The 17343-nt window shown below is 39.7% G+C and carries 14 protein-coding genes; 3 read left to right on the top strand and 11 right to left on the bottom strand.

All coding sequences use genetic code 11. The features are described from left to right. Positions 1-814 precede the first annotated feature (814 nt). The 9 genes from CXF76_RS10925 to lptD form a co-directional block, all read right to left on the bottom strand. A complete protein-coding gene (locus CXF76_RS10925) occupies positions 815-2257 on the bottom strand; it encodes a capsule assembly Wzi family protein (RefSeq protein ID WP_101163653.1) in 1443 nt (480 codons plus the stop codon). Positions 2258-2912: 655 nt separating this feature from the next. Further along, positions 2913-3365 (bottom strand): REP-associated tyrosine transposase, encoded by a 453-nt coding sequence (locus tag CXF76_RS10915; protein WP_101163651.1) that lies wholly within the window; start codon positions 3363-3365, stop codon positions 2913-2915. 635 nt (positions 3366-4000) lie between these two features. After that, positions 4001-6016, bottom strand: a complete 2016-nt coding sequence (locus tag CXF76_RS10910; RefSeq protein ID WP_101163650.1) for a methyl-accepting chemotaxis protein — start codon at positions 6014-6016, stop codon at positions 4001-4003. Between the two features lie 136 nt (positions 6017-6152). Further along, positions 6153-6971 carry a symmetrical bis(5'-nucleosyl)-tetraphosphatase gene (locus CXF76_RS10905; protein ID WP_101163649.1) on the bottom strand — a complete coding sequence of 273 codons (819 nt, stop codon included), beginning with the start codon at positions 6969-6971 and terminating at the stop codon, positions 6153-6155. 8 nt (positions 6972-6979) lie between these two features. After that, on the bottom strand, positions 6980-7369 hold the full coding sequence (gene apaG / locus CXF76_RS10900; RefSeq protein WP_002960839.1) for a Co2+/Mg2+ efflux protein ApaG: 390 nt from the start codon (positions 7367-7369) through the stop codon (positions 6980-6982). Next, positions 7353-8159 (bottom strand): 16S rRNA (adenine(1518)-N(6)/adenine(1519)-N(6))-dimethyltransferase RsmA, encoded by an 807-nt coding sequence (gene rsmA, locus CXF76_RS10895; protein ID WP_002960838.1) that lies wholly within the window; start codon positions 8157-8159, stop codon positions 7353-7355. Before rsmA ends, apaG begins: the two co-directional genes overlap by 17 nt. Then, positions 8156-9148, bottom strand: a complete 993-nt coding sequence (pdxA, locus tag CXF76_RS10890) for a 4-hydroxythreonine-4-phosphate dehydrogenase PdxA (RefSeq protein WP_101163648.1) — start codon at positions 9146-9148, stop codon at positions 8156-8158. Before pdxA ends, rsmA begins: the two co-directional genes overlap by 4 nt. A gap of 2 nt (positions 9149-9150) precedes the next feature. Continuing rightward, positions 9151-10446: a peptidylprolyl isomerase SurA gene (gene surA, locus CXF76_RS10885; protein WP_101163647.1), complete on the bottom strand. Its 1296-nt coding sequence runs from the start codon at positions 10444-10446 to the stop codon at positions 9151-9153. A gap of 39 nt (positions 10447-10485) precedes the next feature. After that, the gene (gene lptD / locus CXF76_RS10880; RefSeq protein WP_101163646.1) at positions 10486-12738 is read right to left on the bottom strand and encodes an LPS assembly protein LptD; all 2253 of its coding nucleotides are present in this window, start codon (positions 12736-12738) and stop codon (positions 10486-10488) included. 111 nt (positions 12739-12849) lie between these two features. On the opposite strand from lptD, the gene CXF76_RS10875 reads away from it, so the two are divergent. From CXF76_RS10875 to djlA, 3 genes are read left to right on the top strand one after another with little or no spacing between them, the layout of a single operon-like run. Continuing rightward, on the top strand, positions 12850-13851 hold the full coding sequence (locus tag CXF76_RS10875) for an aminoglycoside phosphotransferase family protein (RefSeq protein WP_101163645.1): 1002 nt from the start codon (positions 12850-12852) through the stop codon (positions 13849-13851). Further along, positions 13848-14504 (top strand): N-acetylmuramate alpha-1-phosphate uridylyltransferase MurU, encoded by a 657-nt coding sequence (murU, locus tag CXF76_RS10870; protein ID WP_101163644.1) that lies wholly within the window; start codon positions 13848-13850, stop codon positions 14502-14504. The genes CXF76_RS10875 and murU overlap by 4 nt, the downstream gene beginning before the upstream one ends. Before the next feature lie 31 nt (positions 14505-14535). Beyond that, entirely contained in the window at positions 14536-15402 is an 867-nt protein-coding gene (djlA, locus tag CXF76_RS10865; protein WP_007585079.1) for a co-chaperone DjlA, read from the top strand. Here the strand turns inward: djlA and CXF76_RS10860 are convergent. After that, positions 15385-16335: a DUF3530 family protein gene (locus tag CXF76_RS10860; RefSeq protein WP_101163643.1), complete on the bottom strand. Its 951-nt coding sequence runs from the start codon at positions 16333-16335 to the stop codon at positions 15385-15387. The genes djlA and CXF76_RS10860 overlap by 18 nt on opposite strands. A 92-nt stretch (positions 16336-16427) precedes the next feature. Beyond that, the gene (gene rluA / locus CXF76_RS10855; RefSeq protein WP_101163642.1) at positions 16428-17081 is read right to left on the bottom strand and encodes a bifunctional tRNA pseudouridine(32) synthase/23S rRNA pseudouridine(746) synthase RluA; all 654 of its coding nucleotides are present in this window, start codon (positions 17079-17081) and stop codon (positions 16428-16430) included. Positions 17082-17343 lie beyond the last annotated feature (262 nt).

The raw sequence follows: 17343 nt of genomic DNA, 5'->3' as shown, positions 1-17343 counted from the left end.
TACCTCGCTTTTTGTAGAGTTAAATTAGATGAGCGCGAAGTAAATTCGCAACTACAGAGTATATATTGTAGGTGAGGTTTTACACCTCGCTTTTGGTAAAGTTAAGTTAGATGAGCGCGAAGTAAATTCGCACCTACAGGGTGTGTATGTTGTAGGTGAGGTTTTATACCTCGCTTTGGTAACGTTAAATTACATGAGCGCGAAGTAAATTCGCACCTACAGGGTATGTATATTGTAGGTGAGGTTTTATACCTCGCTTTTGGTAAAGTTAAGTTAGATGAGCGCGAAGTAAATGCGCACCTACAGGGTGCATATGTTGTAGGTGAGGTTTTATACCTCGCTTTTGGTAACGTTAGGTTACATGAGCGCGAAGTAAATTCGCATCGATAGGGTGTATATATTGTAGGTGAGGTTTTATACCTCGCTTTTGGTAAAGTTAAATTACATAAGTGCGAAGTAAATTCGCACCTACAGGATCCATATATTGTAGGTGAGGTTTTATACCTCGCTTTTGGTGAAGTTAGGCTGCATGAGCGCGAAGTAAATTCGCACCTACAGGATCCATATATTGTAGGTGAGGTTTTACACCTCGCTTTTGGTGAAGTTAGGTTGGCTGAGCGCGAAGTAAATTCGCATCGATAGGGTGTGTATATTGTAGGTGAGGTTTTATACCTCGCTTTTGGTAACGTTAGGTTAGATGAGCGCGAAGTAAATTCGCACCTACAGCGTGAATATATTGTAGGTGAGGTTTTATACCTCGCTTTTTGTAGAGTTAAGTTAGATGAGCGCGAAATAAATTCGCACCTACAGGGTGTTAAAAATTAGCAAATACACCTAATCTAGCAAACGTTTCCCCGTATACATCCTTTCCTTGATACAGCTCAGCTCCCCAACTTTTAGCACCCATTATTGGTTTACTCAACTTACGAGTGTATGCTGTTTGCAGTTCGTAACTTGTTTTATAGCCTTCGTTTTTATTTTCAAGCATACGAATAGTGGTATTTAAGCTTTCTATTTTACTTAATTGCCAATGCCAGTTTACGCTCATTGATTTAGCCGGAGTGTAGTCGGTGTAGTCGTGTTCATCACCCGCCCAGTGGCCAATTACGTTGCCTGAGTTACGGTTGCCATCTTGATATATACTATTTGCATACCAACTAGTTTGCCAGTTACTGTGCTCAAAACGTAAGCTGTGATTGTTAGCAACAAAAGGTAAATAAACACCAAAACTATAAGCGTTATTTCTACCACCACCTAATGTATCTTCAAGTGCTACCTCACCATAAAACTCGAACGGTAGCGCATAAATACTATTATTATAGGCGAATGTAATTGAGCCTAGTTGATCGCCAAGCTCAAAGTCAGCATCAACTTCCTCTGCATCTGATCTGGTTATATTATCTTTAGTACCGGGTTTGAAAAAGCCTTCTGCAAAGTCTTTTAGCGTAACACTACGCGGACCACCACCAAACTGCATTAAGCGGCTTAAGCCTATTGTTAAATTATCGGTAGCAGCAAAGCTGGTATGCAAACCAAATAGATAAGGTTTGCCTGGTTCAAATCTCCGATCAACACCATCAATACGGCCTGTTTTTAATATCCCACGTTGCTCTGTCATTTTACTAATAAACATATCGTAACGAATATTAAAGCTGGTTATTGGCTCTACATTACTAAGCGTTATAGAAGGCGTTGTTTTAGCTTGTGTGCTTAATAGCATGGCACTGTCGTTAAAAGGTGAGTACCAATGTTCGCGGTAACCTACATCTAACTGCGCGTATTTATTACCAAGGTAAAAAAAACTTTGTGTAGGTAATATTTCGTCTTCGTTGGCTATGCCTGCAACACTTACACCAAAGTAACGCCCGAAGTTAGCGTAAGCGCCGCCTTCAACAATTAAGTTGGTTTTAGTGGTTTGGCCGCGTTGGTTAGGCAGTGTTTTATCTTTTGTACCAGCAGCAAGCGTTACTTTTGCAAATGTACCCGCGTCGCTTTGAATGTAAGGGCTAAGTTGGTACGAAAGTGTTTGATATAGTTCTGGGTAAGTATGCCTTACTGTTTGCAGCACTCTATAAATATCGTGAGCTTTATAAGGCTTGCTCATAATATGTGTGTTTTTACTTACGGCTAAAAGTCGTTGTACTTGGTGCTCAAGTTCAGGGGCTTGATTTAAAGGTAAATAAGGTGACACGCCACCTTTAGCAACAGCATTTGCACTGATTGCCATCCCGATAAACAGTGATATTTTTTTGAGCATAATTATTCCGTTAGCAAAAATTTGTTTAAGTAAAAACGTTAACGCGAGGTTAGCAATAAATGCCTAAGTAAGGAAGAAAAAAGCGATATATTAGTGGTTAGTAATTGGCGTATATATATCGTAGGTGAGGTTTTTATACCTCGCTTTTGATAAAGTTAAGTTAGATGAGCGCGAAGTAAATGCGCACCTACAGGGTGTGTGCATGTTGTAGGTGAGGTTTTATTACCTCGCTTTTGGTAAAGTTAAATTACATAAGTGCGAAGTAAATTCGCACCTACAGAGTACATATATCGTAGGTGAGGTTTTATACCTCGCTTTTGGTGAAGTTAGGTTGGCTGAGCGCGAAGTAAATTCGCACCTACAGGGTACATATGTTGTAGGTGAGGTTGTATACCTCGCTTTTGATAAAGTTAAGTTAGATGAGCGCGAGGTAAATTCGCACCTACAGGAAGCATATGTTGTAGGTGAGGTTTTATACCTCGCTTTGGTAAAGTTAAGTTAGATGAGCGCGAAGTAAATTCGCACCTACAGGAAGCATATGCTGTAGGTGAGGTTTTATACCTCGCTTTTGATAAAGTTAAGTTAGATGAGCGCGAAGTAAATTCGCATCAATAGGGTGTGTATATGTTGTAGGTGAGGTTTTATACCTCACTTTTTATTTTATATAAATACAATCCCAGTAAGGGTATGAAGCAATTTTATCGACAATTTTAGCCCGCAAAGGATTAGCAATGATATATCTAGCATTGTTCAGTAAATCATTTTCATTTCTAATCATGTGATCATAGTAGTTACGTTGCCATAATTTATACATACCTAAATCGTCACGGGTTACTTTAGAACAACGGCCTTTAAATAACTTAATTACATCGGACAGCGTTTTTTTATTTCCTAATTGAATTAGCCAATGTATATGATTTGGCATAATTACAAATGCTATTGTTTTAGCTGCTTCTTGCGTTTCTATCTTTTTCATTTCTGTGATTATCAAACGATTAATATCCATAGAAATAAATATGTTTTCTCTTTTGTGCGCCACTAGTGTGATTGAGTAAAATCGATTTGTTAATGATACTCTGCCTTTTCGCAATAAATCTGAACGATACATTTTTCAGGCCTTCAGTACTTTTGTTTAAAGGTAGCAGAGGTTTCAAAATAAGAGAGCGCGAAGTAAAGTTAAGTTAGATGAGCGCGAAGTAAATTCGCACCTACAGGGTACATATATTGTAGGTGAGGTTTTATACCTCGCTTTTGGTAACGTTAGGTTAGATGATCGCGAAGTAAATTCGCACCTACAGGAAGCATATATTGTAGGTGAGGTTTTATACCTCGCTTTTGATAAAGTTAAGTTAGATGAGCGCGAAGTAAATTCGCACCTACAGGAAGCATATATTGTAGGTGAGGTTTTATACCTCGCTTTTGATAAAGTTAAGTTAGATGAGCGCGAAGTAAATTCGCACCTACAGGGTACATATATTGTAGGTGAGGTTTTATACCTCGCTTTTGGTAACGTTAGGTTAGATGATCGCGAAGTAAATTCGCACCTACAGGAGGCATATGTTGTAGGTGAGGTTTTATACCTCGCTTTGGTAAAGTTAAGTTAGATGAGCGTGAAGTAAATTCGCATCGATAGGGTGTGTATATGTTGTAGGTAAGGTTTTACATCTCATTTCTAAAGGTCTTATAAACAAAAACCCCGATGGTACATTGTACCATCGGGGTTTTTTAATCGTTTTAGTAAACCTAAACTTTAAATTCGTCTACCGACAAGCGAAGCTCTTCGGCCAGTTTTGCCACTTCTGAACTTGAAATATTAGTTTGGTTTGCGCCTTCGGCTGTTTGCTCTGCGATGGCTACAATCGACTCAAGGCGTTCGCTAATTTCTTGCGCTACTTGTTGTTGCTCAAGTGCGGCGGTCGAAATCTCTTCACTTACATCGTGAGCTTGCGAAACCGCAAATGTAATTGAATCAAGAGCGCTACTTGCTAGGTCTGTTTGCTCAACACACGATACCGCACGTTGCTTACCTTTACTCATAGCAGTTACTGCGGCTTCTGCGCCTGTTTGTAGAGACTCAATCATTGATTGTATCTCTTGGGTCGACTCTTGAGTTTTACTCGCAAGAGAGCGTACTTCATCTGCTACAACCGCAAAGCCACGGCCATATTCACCTGCACGCGCAGCTTCAATTGCGGCATTTAGTGCAAGTAGGTTAGTTTGATCCGCTATTCCGCGTATTACATCTAATATGCTGCCAATTGATGCGCTATCTTGATGCAGCTTATTAATTACTTGAGAGGCGTCGTCTACTTCACGTGCTAATTGCTCAATCGTTGCTTTGTTGTTATTCGAAATACCTTTAACACGCTCAGCTTCTTTATCAGCGTTTTTAATTTCGCTAAGTGCTTGTTGAGCGCTGTTGCTAACCGTTTGCGATGTACTGCTCATTTCGGTTGTTGCCGTTGCGGCTTGCTCAACTTGTGCTTGTTGGTTACGAATTGCTTGGCTTGATTCTGCGGTAATTGCAGATGTTTGTTCTGATGCTGCAGCTAGCTGAGTAGAGCGCGAAATAATGCCTTTAATTAGGCTGCGTAAGTTATCAATTAGGGTGTTACAACTTTTAGATAATTCGCCAAATTCGTCTTTAGCGCTGTCGTCTAAACGTTGTGTCATGTCGCCACTGGCAACAATATCTAAAATTCGGTTAACTTCAGCAAGTGGTTTAGTAATACGGCTAACAGTAATAATAGCAATCGCTACAGCTAAAAGAGTGGCTATAATCATACCAACCCACGTCCATAAGTTTGCTGAGTCTACGTCGCTGCGCACGCCTTGCTGTAATTTAAACGCAACGTCACTTGCTTGATTAACTAACTCATCAATTTGGTTAAGTGCCATTTTGGTGGCTTGCTCTGACTGTGCAAGCTCTGACTCTGTTAGCGTAATAGAGTCGATTAATCGTTTTTTGTTTGCAGCTAAACCACTACTACCTTTTATATTGTTTTCTAAAGTATCAACATTTTCTTTTAAGCTTGAGTATAAATCGCTGTGAGTTTGCTCTATAGCCGGTTTAATTAAGGCAATGGTACGCGTTACTTCTTCTAGGTAATAGGTTTGCTCGTTTTTAACAATGTCGAGAGTATTAAGCGTTTTAACGGTTAGCATATCAGTGCTGTTACTTACCACTGACATAAAGTTATTTTCTAAATTGTTTGCAGCTTGATAAGCACGAGGGTGGTTTTGCTCAAAGCCATCAATATCAATAATATCGAGTACCACAGAATTGGCATCTTCTGCACTTAGCTCTATATTTTCTAATTGTGCTTTTAATGTTTTGTTTAATGCTAGCTGTTTGCTTTTATCTTCTAATAAGCTTTCAACTGTGCTTAAAAAGCTTAAGTAGGTTTTTTCTACATTTTGGCTACTTTGATTAAGCGTTGCATCATTTTTTACTACGTCTTGAAGTTCGCGATGAAGGGTATTGAATAACTGCTTTTGCTCAAGAACTTGTTTTTTAATGGGGGCTAGTTCATTTGCAGAAGTAGTGTAAAAGCTCGCTTGAGCGGCTTTACTCATTAAAATAAATTCGGCTTGTAGTTCTGAGCTTTTATTCAGTGCTGGAAGTGATAGTTGGTTCACTTTTTGAGTAGAACGGTCAATATTTGCAATTTTTATTAAGGAGTTACCACCAATTATTAATAATAATAGTGTGATAAATATAAAACCACCCCAAATACGTTGGCTTACTGTCAGGTTCATAAGATTTCCACTCAAAAGTACTTCAATTAAGACTTATCGGCGTTTGTACCAATAAGTTAAGTAATTAAAATCAATTACTTTAACTAATTTTAACTATTAATTGATAAATCTAACAGATGTATTGTTTTTTTTCAGTTTATTTAGACGAAAGGTGGGATTTTTCTATAATTACTTTTTTAGTACTTAGCTCCATTAGGGTCATGGTGTTACCCCATACACAGCCTGTATCTAAGGCGTGAACCCGTGGATTACCTGTCCTACCTTCAAGCGCGGCCCAGTGGCCAAAAATAATATCGTGTTTAGTTTTAGCTATATTCGGATGGTTAAACCAAGGGGTTAGTGTTTGGCTATCGGTTATTGCACCCTTTGCATTAAGCTCGAGTTTGTTATCACTTGTTAAAAAGCGCATGCGGGTAAAATAGTTAACTATGTATCTAAACTTTGCAAAGTCATCAAGATTGCTTGACCACTCAATAGGGTGAGGCTGATACATGTGTTCAAAAAATGCTTTAGCATTGTGTGACTGATAACAGCTTTGTGCAAACTGTGCTTGTTTTAGCGCATAGTCAATAGACCAATCGGGGTTTAATCCGGCATGAGATATAAAGCAGTTATGTTTTATAAGCTCTAAGGCCAATGGTTGGGTTTGTAAAAAAGCGATGTAATGCGCTAATTTTGGGCTTTCAAATATTGGGTTTAGTTTATCTTTTGGGTTGGTAGGTTTGTTAAGAAAGTAGCAGGCAACCATGTGAAGGTCGTGATTGCCTAAAGTGATGGTCATGCTATTTTGATGTTGGTAAATATAGTCTAAGCAGGCTAGGGAGTCTGGCCCGCGAGCAACTATGTCGCCAACTAAATATAGGTGATCTTTACTTGGGTTAAAATCAACCCGTTGTATAAGGGTGTTAAATTCACTAAAACACCCTTGTAAATCACCTATCGCATAATCTGCCATCTAAGTGCTTAATGCAAAATGTTAGGGCAAGCCAAACGAAACACATTAATAGGCGCCTGAAACTCAGAGCCAAACTCGTTGCGTAACGTGTAATGGCCTTGCATAGTGCCTACAGGTGTATCTAAAATTGCACCGCTGGTGTATTTATAGCTTTCGCCTGGGCCAATATCTGGCATTTCGCCAACAACGCCTTCGCCTTCAACTTCTACTTGTTTGCCATTTGCGTCGGTAATTAACCAATAGCGGCTCAGTAATTTTGCACTGCATAAACTATGGTTTTTAATTGTTACCGAGTAAGCAAATACGTATTTTTCAAGCTCCGGTTGAGATTGACCTTCTACGTAAAATGTTTCTACAGATACCTTTACAGGCGATCCAATGTTACTGCTTGTTGTCATAAATCCAGTTAGCTATATCAATAAATTGTTGTAAAGATAAGCGCTCAGCACGCAGCGTTATATCAATGCCAATGCTAGTTAGTTCTTCTGCGGTAAGTAAGTTACCTAAACTATTACGTAGCGTTTTGCGGCGCTGGTTAAATGCTTCTAAACACACAGTGTTTAAAATTTTAACGCTTTTTGCTGTACGTTGCTCTGGCTTTTTAGGTATTAAACGAATAACAGCAGAGTCAACTTTTGGCGCTGGTTTAAAGCACTCAGGTGGTACTTCAACAACCGGCATTGCATTACAGTAATATTGAGTCATTACGCTTAAGCGGCCAAATGTTTTACTACCTGGGCCTGCTACCATGCGTTTTACTACTTCTTTTTGAAGCATAAAGTGCATGTGCTCAATATGATCTGAAAATTCAAAAAGGTGAAACAATAACGGTGTCGAAATATTGTAAGGTAAGTTACCAAACACTTTTAATTTTTTGTCATCGCGAACCAAGCTTGCAAAGTCAAACGTCATTGCATCGCCTTGGTTAACAGTTAATTTAGGACCCAAAAATGGGTGTTCAATTAATCGTTGTGCTAAGTCTTTATCTAATTCAACAACAGTTAAATGGCCGCTTAAGTCGGCTACTGGCTCAGTAATTGCGCCAAGGCCGGGGCCAATTTCTACTAAGTTGTCTTCTGGTTTAGGATCAATCGCAGAGACTATTTTATCGATGATAGATTCATCAAATAAAAAGTTTTGCCCAAAACGCTTACGAGCGCGGTGTCCTAAATGTACTTTATCGGTCATTGATTTTGTGCTTTTTCTTGGGCGAGCTTAATTGCTTCGCGGATCGCTAATTCAAAACTGCCAACGTCAGCTGTACCAGTCCCTGCTAAATCGAGAGCAGTACCGTGGTCAACTGAGGTGCGGATAAATGGTAAGCCAAGGGTAATATTTACCGATTTACCAAATCCTTTGTATTTTAGCACAGGTAATCCCTGATCGTGATACATAGCAAGTACTGCATCTGCTTCAGATAGGTATTTATGTTGAAATAAGGTATCGGCCGGTAGTGGGCCAATTAAATTCATCCCTTCGCTTCTAAGTATTTCAAGCGTTGGGGTGATTGTTTCTATTTCTTCACGGCCTAAATGGCCATCTTCACCTGCATGTGGGTTTAAGCCACACACTAAAATACGTGGTTTTTCTATCCCAAACTTAGTTTGTAGGTCGTGATTTAAAATACCCGCTACTTTAGTTAAGCGCTCAGGAGTAATGGCACGCGATACATACGCAAGTGGAATATGCGTGGTTACAAGTGCAACGCGTAAACCTTCAGTTGCAAGCATCATAACTACATCTGCAGTATTTGATTGCTGCGCAAAATACTCAGTGTGTCCGCTAAATGAAATGCCCGCTTTGTTAATAATGCCTTTGTGAACAGGGCCCGTAACAACAGCATCGAACGTGCCATCCATGTTTTTTTCACTTGCTATACGCAAGGTATCTAACACGTATTGGCCGTTACCGTCATTTAGTACGCCAAGCTCTACATCCGCACCTAAATCAACCTGATGAATATACAAGCTGCCAGCAGGTGCTGCGATGGCGGGTGCATTATCATCAAATTTAATTAAGTTTATTGTTAAGCCTAAATGTTTTGCACGCTCTTTTAATAGTTTGCCATCGGCAATCGCTATAAGTTGAACATCCCACGCTTGCTGAGCAAGCGTGAGTAGCAAATCTGGGCCAATACCAGCGGGTTCACCCGGTGTAATAGCAATTCTTAGGGTCATATTTATTGGTCTATAGGGAAAATTTCAACGTGAGCTTGCTCGCGCATTTCTTGCTGCCAGTTAAAACTTTCTTCCTTAAATTTACGGTTAAACAACATACCGTGAGCACGGTTACGTTTGGCTAGCTCAGTTTTATCAGCTACACGTTTACCAAGTAACTGCACAATATGCCAACCAAACTGTGTTCTAAACGGTTCGCTTATTTCGTCTTGCTTAAGAGAAAGCAATGTATCTTTAAACGCAGGTACGTAGGTAGTTGGATCTGTCCAATCGTACTCGCCACCTTTAAGTGCAGAGCCTGGATCTTCTGAGTACTCTTTAGCTAACTTTCCAAAGTCAGCAGTTCCTGCGCGTAAGTCTTTTGCAAAGCCAGCAAGCATAGAGCGTGCTTTTTCTTCACTTAAAATAATTGAAGGTTTAATTAGTATATGGCGTGAACGCACTTCAGTTGTTTCTACAACTTGTAGGCCACGAACATCTTGTACTTTAATGATATGAAAACCAGCACCAGAGCGAAGAGGGCCAACAATAGCGCCTTTCTTTTGGCCTTTTACTGCTTCAGCAAAAAGCGACGGCATTTCGTTAATGCCCATGTAACCAAGCTGTCCACCTTCAAGTGCTTTAGAGCCGCTTGATGATGAAATAGCAATACGCTTAAATTCTTGGCCATCGTTTAATAGCTCAATAACTTTATCTGCGCGTGTTTTTGCGCCAGCAATTTCGTCTGCACTCGCATCGTTAGGGATATCTATTAAAATATGACCAATGTCGTACTCTTCAGCACTTTGACCTTGGGTTTCCATAATTTTTAAAAGGTTATCAACTTCTTGTTCGCTAATATAAATACGGCGATCGACACTTGCACGTGTTACTTGCTGCGTTGTAATTTCTTTACGAATTTCTTCACGGTAAGCTTGAAAGCTTTCGCCCGAACCTTCAATAGTACGGCGTAAATCGGCAATTGTACCGCCTTGCTCTTGTGCCATGCTTGCAAGAGTTTGATCGAGTTGGCTGTCTGAGATTTGTAACCCCATACGCTCAGCCATTTGTATCATAAGGGCTTGATTAACTAAACGCTCAACAGCTTGTACACGAAGAGTTTCATCTTTTGGTAATTGCTGGTTTTGTTCTTCGGCTTGCTTTTTAACACGATTAATAATGGTGTCTACTTCGCTTTTTAAAATTACGCCTTGGTTTACAACGCCAATAACTTTATCTATTTCTACTGGTGCGGCCATTGCACTTTGACAAAGGCTGGCACTTAAAACTGCTGATGTTAATAATTTTTTTAAATTCATATTCTTTTTACTACTCTTGCTGATAGTACTGTTGTGATACTAGTTACTAAGAAAATACGGTCTACGATAGCCAAAAATACCTTGTTGTAATAATTTTTGTGCATCATAACGGCTTTTACTGCCAAGTCCTTTTAATACAAAATTCAAACTAATACCTGAATCAAAAGTTGCTTGTTCTTGGCCTATTGATTGATTTAAATCTGTTTCAATTTGGCGGTGCCCAGTAATTTGGATAGCCCAACAGCATGATTCATACTGTAATCCGCTCAATACTTCGATACTTCTGTTGTTTTCAAGATCTCGATGATAGCTTGCAATAAATTGCCATTCGTCGCTAATAGGAATACTTGTAAATACACCTGCTTGCTCGATTGTATTTCCTGAGACATCATTTGCATAGCGATGGTTCAATTGTACTAGCTGATTATTATCACCTTTATAATCAAGTGTTACATTTGACTGTACCATTTGCTTGCCATCTGTATCGTATTGAATACCTCCAGCGAGGTACCAACGGCGGTGCCAATGTAACATGGTTTGAGCTGCAAATAGTGCATTATAATTAGTGTCTGAGTTTAAGCCTTGCTCTGTTGGCTTGGCATCGTCACTTAAATAAAATATTTGGCCGGCACTAAAATTAAATACTTCTTCTTGTTTTTTATCAAATAGGCGCGTTGTAGCACCTAAAGTAAACTGATTCGCTGCTGCTATGCGGTCAACACCCGAAAAGCGCACGTCTCTAAATAAACCATAATAATCGTCTTGTAGCTTGGTTGTATCAAATAAGCCAATGTCTGACTGGTCTTTATTAGGTGTATATAAATATTGAATTTGCGGCTCTAGCGTTTGTATAGCATCTTCAAAAAAGTAAGATGCGTCACGCTCAAAATTAAGCTGAGAATACAAACGTACTTTAGGAATAGTACGCGATACGGTATCGCTGTATTGCGTGCCTGTTAAGTTTCCGCTTTGCTTATAATTAGTTTGCAATAAGCTCACTTCAGATAAAAATGACCACGCATGCGTTGCGTAGTTGTAGCGTGCTTTTGGCTCTACGTGTACACGAGTTGCGTTGTCTATGGCCACTTCTGATGAATCATTAGTAAAATGGCTAATCTCGCCCGACACACTAAAGTCAAAATTATCAAAACGCCAAGGGGCAGTTTGCGTAAAATTAACTTGCGGTATAGCAGTGTATGACTCTAAGTGATCGCCCAATACTTCAAAGTTTTGTACTTTAATATCGGTGCGCCATGTATCACCCAAATGAGTAAGTGAGCCAGTACGATACAGCTGTGTATCGGTTTTACTTGCGTAATTTGAGCTTAAATCGGTGATGTAGTTATCATCGCTTACATTGGTTACATCAACGTTTGCGCGCCAGTTTTCACCCAGATAACTTTGCTGTTGCCAATGAAACATATAGCGTTCATTTAAGTCTGGCTCAGAATCATCACTATCTAAATATTCAATTCCTACTAAGCCTTCATGTTGCTCTGTTAGGTATCTAAATTCGGTTTGTAATTGCAGCCCTTTGTTAGACATATAACGAGGCGTAATAGTGGCATCAAAATTAGGTGCAATATTTAAATAGTACGGCGTAATTGTTTCAAGGCCGTATTTATCAGAGCTTGAAATAGTTGGGGTAAGTAAACCCGATTTACGGCGCTCATCTAGCGGGAATGTAAAATAAGGTAAATATAAAACCGGTGTATCGAGAATGCGTAATACGGCGTTATATGTTTCGCCCCAACCTTCTTCGCGCGAAAGGTTTATTTCGTCAGCTTCGATTTCCCATACTGGGGTGTCACTTGGGCAAGTAGTAAAGCTTGCATTCATGAGTAATAGGCCAGACTGATTAACAGTAAGCTTTTCAGCGCCGCCTTTACCTTGTTGTTCGGTTAGGCTGTAGTCGGCGCCTAACAAACTGACTTCTGAATTATTTAAATCGGCATTTAATCCGGTGCTGTTTACTTTACTTACGTAATCTTGATAAGTAATTGGCCCCGTTGCATTTAATAAACCACGCTGTTTGTCTATCAACGCAGTTTGTGCGGACAAACTCATCTTAAGGGTGTTAATATCAACATTGCCGGTAAATTCAGCGCTTTGAGTGCCAAGTAGCTCAACATCATCAGCTTGAATATCAACTTCACCAAGGTTAAGGCCTTCAAGTGGTTGCCAAGCTCTGGTTTGCATTGAAATGCCACAAAGGTTGTGTGCCAGTTCAGTTTCGGCAAGCGATGGTGCGCTAACTACGCTTAGCATCAATATGCCCCAGGTTTTGCTCATTTATCGACCTTAATACTGTGTGTTTAATATAATATACACATAATAAAGGAAAATAATGGCAATTACAGTAATTGACCTAATTAACTTAGTGAAAAATAGATATCTTATAAAATGACACGCTTTGAGAATTTACAACAATTTATAAACATACACCTTAATGCCAAGTCGCATACTTTAAACGCGATCACAGGTGATGCTAGCTTTCGCCGTTATTACCGTTTAAATCACGATAATGAGCATTTAATAGTGATGGACTCAGATCCAAAAAAAGTGAATAACGAACCTTACATTTCGCTAAATCAGGTGTTTGTTGAACAAGGTTTTTTACTTCCCACTATTATTGCAAGTGATGAGAAACAGGGCTTTTTTGTTCTTAGTGATTTAGGCAGTACGCACCTAGCTGACATGCTTGATGATGCAAACCGCACCGAGCATTACCAAGCATTAATTAGTTTAAGTGCTCAGTGGGCAAAAACGCCCACAGCTTCTGCTATGCAAGCGTATAACAAAGATTTTATAAAGCTAGAGCTTGATATATTTAGCCAGTGGTTAGTAAGCGACTTTATTAATGAGTCACTCAGTGCCGAACAAAAAATAATGTGGAAAACAAGTTCAGAGCTATTAATAAAGGCGATGCTTGAGCAACCCACTGTTACCGTTCATCGCGATTATCATAGCCGTAATATTATGAACAGTAACGGCCAGTGGGCAATTATAGATTATCAAGATGCTGTACGCGGGCCGCTTTGCTACGATTTAGTATCGCTACTACGCGATTGCTACTTTAAACTGCCTCAAAAAGAGTTAACAAGCTTGCTTGATTTTGCTTATCAAGAATTTACGGCTCAAAATTTACTGGCTGACACTCCATTCGATGAGTTTAAATATTGGTTTGATTTAACCGGGTTACAGCGCCACTTAAAAGCTGCGGGTATATTTTGTCGATTATATTTGCGCGATGGTAAAACAGGTTATTTAGATAATATTTTACCGACTCTTGATTACATTATTGAAGTAGCGGCAAATTACCCAGAGCTAAAAGCGTTGAGTGAGTGGACAAAAAATACCATAGTGCCCAAAGTGACTGAAAAGTTAGCAAAGGAGCGCTCATGAAAGCGATGATTTTAGCTGCAGGGCGCGGGCAAAGAATGATGCCGCTTACGCAAAATATGCCAAAGCCAATGTTAAAAGTGGCAGAAAAACCACTTATTGAGCACCATATAAATAATCTTAAAGCTGCCGAAATTACCGATATTGTAATAAACCTTGCGTGGCAAGGTGATAAAATAAAAGACTACTTTAAAGATGGCAGCCAATTTGGTGTAAATATACTTTATAGCCAAGAAGTTGAAGGTGGCCTTGAAACGGCTGGCGGTATAATTGAAGCGTTACCGCTGTTGGGCGACTCGTTCATTGTAGTAAATGGTGATGTATACACCGATTATGATGTAAGTGCGCTAATGCAAATTCATTTACAACCCGGTGAGGCGCACATAGTGCTTATAGAAAACCCGCCACACAACCCAGATGGCGACTTTGCATTGAGCCATTTATCGGCCGAGAGTCAAAAATATACATTTTCGGGGATTGGCCGCTATCAGGCTGATTTTTTTAAAGGATTAACGCAAGGTATTCGCCCTTTAGGGCCTATTTTACGTGAAAAGCTAAATGAACATTTAGTCTCTACTGAGCTCTATATAGGGCAGTGGGATGATATTGGTACACCAGAGCGTTTAAACCAATTAAACACGCGCCTTGAGGCGTAACAACTCAATTTTTAAGAAGGCAGTATTATAGATGTGGGGAAAAATTCTCGGTTTTTGTTTTGGCTTTATGTTTGGCAAAATATTTGGTGCCATTTTAGGTTTATACCTAGGTCATTTATTTGATAAAAGCTTAAAAAATAACTTTGATAAAGCAGGCGGTTTTTCTAGCTTATTTAGTGGTGACGATGTTCACGAGCGCCAAGCTTTATTCTTTTCAAGCTGCTTTGCTGTCATGGGGCACATTGCGAAGTCGAACGGTCGAGTCAGCGAAGTACATATAAAAGCGGCTAACTTGTTTATGGATGAAATGGGCTTAAAGGGCGAAGAACGCCGCGAAGCACAACATGCATTTCAGTCAGGTAAAGAGAGCGACTTTTCACTTAAAGAAACAGTACACGATTTTAAAGAACGCTTTGCTAAACGAAACGATCTAATACAGTTATTTTTAGAAATACAAATTCAAATGGCGTTTTCTGATGGAGTGCTAGCCGAACAAGAAAAGCAATTATTAGCAGAAGTAAGTAAACAGCTAGGCATTTCTAAAACACACTTTGCATTTGTATTAAAGCGCTACCAAGCAGAGTTTAACTTTAGAAAGCAACAACAACGCTTTAATCAGCAGCAACAAAACCAAGGTCAAAGTAGTAGTTACCGTGAGGGTTCTGGCCACCATGTACCGCCAAATAATAATATGAACCGTGCGCAAGCATTGGCGTTATTAGGCTTAAGTAGCGATGCAACGCAGCGTGATATAAAAGTAGCGTACCGTAAACTTATGTCGCAACATCATCCAGATAAATTAGTATCGCAAGGTTTACCAAAACACATGATGGAACTGGCTGTTAAAAAGAGCCAAGATATTCAAGCTGCTTATGAGTATTTAAAAAAGTCGGCGTAAAAAGCCGTCTATTTCTTTTGTTAGGCGTGCGTGTTGATCGGGTTGATCGCGCAGGCCAAACAACTGGCGTTGGCGGTAATCAAATTTTGCATTTCGGTCAACCCAGCGCTGACGATTTTTAAGGCTCATTAAAATGTCTGTGCTGTCATTTGCATAGTAAATATCAAGTAAGGCGGGTGTAACGAGTGATGCTGTTTGGCTCAAGCTTTCGTTACGCTTGGTATTAGGTAAGTAACTACTTAAACTGATAAATGCCTCAACTCTCTCGTCCGGAAAATCTGCATAGTACTCCAATAACACACCTGCACTCGTGCCTTGTGCTATAACCACTATATTACTCGAATCTTCTATAGCGGTTTGATACAGCGCATTAAATCGAGAAATGAGATTTATTTTATAGTTATCAAGTATGTCGTCAGTTACTTTTTCAATTGCATTAACGTAATGAGGTTCTTCTTTTATTTTTGCAGGCTGCGATTGGGCGTTTGTTGCTGTGTCGGGTGATGCAGGTTCCTCGGCTTTACTAGGAGCAGCTTCGGTTTCGCTGGGCATTGCTTCGGCCATTTTACTTGCTTGCCAATCAATGTCGGGTACTGTCATTGCGTAGGTGCTGTAACCTAAATTATTAAGCTCTTTGCGCAAGTAGCTCATACCTGAATTATTGGTAGGTGAAGAGTGCCAATCGGGTATAAGTATTACGATACCTCTAAAATTACTACTCATATACTCGCTGTAAAGGCTTAAAAACTCTGTTTCACCCGCCAATATAGGCTTTATTTCATCGCTTGGAAGTAGTCGCTCAATGTCGCTATTTTCAATGCTTGATAGATTAGGTGGAGCAATATGTTCAGCTGCGCTGATGGGGTTAGTTAAAAGTAGGGCACAGCTGAGCTGTATATAAAAAGCCCCTTTTAAAAACCGTAGAAATAGCATAACGCACCTAACTAATGACAATTAGTTAGGTATCGGCAAGGTTATCTAAAAGTTTAATGTATAGAGCGAATTAGCTAGTAAATTTAAACCTGTTAAAACTCTAATTCGGCTTCAAAAGTAAGTACTTGCTCAGTTACGGGGTGCTTTAATTTCAGCATTTGTGCATGTAATTGTAAGCGAGGAGCGGCAGCAAGTGCCTCTTTGTGGGCGTAAAGTCTATCACCTAAAATAGGATGACCAAGGCTTAACATATGCACACGTAGTTGATGCGAGCGACCAGTGATTGGGATTAGCTCTACACGGGTTGCATTTTCTTCACGCTCAAGTATTTTGAAATGCGTAAGCGAAGGTTTACCTCTGTCGTGATCAACCATTTGTTTTGGGCGATTAGGCCAATCACAAATAAGGGGTAAATCTACTGATCCTGTTTCAGCTTCAAGTTGTCCGTATACACGTGCTATGTAACGTTTAGCTGTTTCGCGCTCTTGAAACTGCATACTTAAATGTCTGTGCGCTGCTTTATTCATGGCAAGGCACAGTATGCCAGAAGTTGCCATATCTAAGCGGTGCACTATTCTTGCTGTTGGAAAAACACGATTAACGCGATTAATTAAGCTGTCGGCATGTTTAGGATCTTTACCTGGGACAGTTAATAACTCACTTGGCTTATTAACTATAAGTAAGTCGTCATCCTGAAAAAGTATTGTTAAATACGGACTCATAGGGGGGTTGTAGTTAACTAACACGGCCGACCTTAGTAATTTTGAAGGGCGCTATTTTAGTGGAGCAAGTTAAAAGGCTCAAGTAAAAGTTTGGCTATATTGTTTTAGTTAGGGCGTGTTGAACGTTGGTGGTTGAATTTGCAGTAGTATGTTTGGTTTTTAGGCAAGGCAGAGCCTATGTAGTGTGGTTATTCCCCATAATTAGGCGATAACGCAGCATAAATGCCAAACATGCTCTGCCCTTTGGGTTCTTTCTAGGGGCGATTAACTCTTTGTTGCTCGATTT

Origin of the sequence: Pseudoalteromonas sp. 78C3 (assembly GCF_002836695.1) — a bacterium.
In the GTDB taxonomy this organism is placed as follows: Bacteria; Pseudomonadota; Gammaproteobacteria; order Enterobacterales; family Alteromonadaceae; genus Pseudoalteromonas; species Pseudoalteromonas arctica.
Note: the sequence above shows the minus strand (reverse complement) of the source record. Positions and strands in the feature narration are given on the sequence as shown.

What these genes read in the sequence shown, in the direction of transcription:
- CXF76_RS10905 (WP_101163649.1), bottom strand. Translation starts at nt 6,971, where the DNA reads ATGGCAGATTATGCGATAGGTGATTTACAAGGGTGTTTTAGTGAATTT.
- CXF76_RS10875 (WP_101163645.1), top strand. Translation starts at nt 12,850, where the DNA reads ATGACACGCTTTGAGAATTTACAACAATTTATAAACATACACCTTAAT.
- surA (WP_101163647.1), bottom strand. Translation starts at nt 10,446, where the DNA reads ATGAATTTAAAAAAATTATTAACATCAGCAGTTTTAAGTGCCAGCCTT.
- CXF76_RS10925 (WP_101163653.1), bottom strand. Translation starts at nt 2,257, where the DNA reads ATGCTCAAAAAAATATCACTGTTTATCGGGATGGCAATCAGTGCAAAT.
- CXF76_RS10915 (WP_101163651.1), bottom strand. Translation starts at nt 3,365, where the DNA reads ATGTATCGTTCAGATTTATTGCGAAAAGGCAGAGTATCATTAACAAAT.
- CXF76_RS10860 (WP_101163643.1), bottom strand. Translation starts at nt 16,335, where the DNA reads ATGCTATTTCTACGGTTTTTAAAAGGGGCTTTTTATATACAGCTCAGC.
- rsmA (WP_002960838.1), bottom strand. Translation starts at nt 8,159, where the DNA reads ATGACCGATAAAGTACATTTAGGACACCGCGCTCGTAAGCGTTTTGGG.
- lptD (WP_101163646.1), bottom strand. Translation starts at nt 12,738, where the DNA reads ATGAGCAAAACCTGGGGCATATTGATGCTAAGCGTAGTTAGCGCACCA.
- apaG (WP_002960839.1), bottom strand. Translation starts at nt 7,369, where the DNA reads ATGACAACAAGCAGTAACATTGGATCGCCTGTAAAGGTATCTGTAGAA.
- murU (WP_101163644.1), top strand. Translation starts at nt 13,848, where the DNA reads ATGAAAGCGATGATTTTAGCTGCAGGGCGCGGGCAAAGAATGATGCCG.
- djlA (WP_007585079.1), top strand. Translation starts at nt 14,536, where the DNA reads ATGTGGGGAAAAATTCTCGGTTTTTGTTTTGGCTTTATGTTTGGCAAA.
- CXF76_RS10910 (WP_101163650.1), bottom strand. Translation starts at nt 6,016, where the DNA reads ATGAACCTGACAGTAAGCCAACGTATTTGGGGTGGTTTTATATTTATC.
- pdxA (WP_101163648.1), bottom strand. Translation starts at nt 9,148, where the DNA reads ATGACCCTAAGAATTGCTATTACACCGGGTGAACCCGCTGGTATTGGC.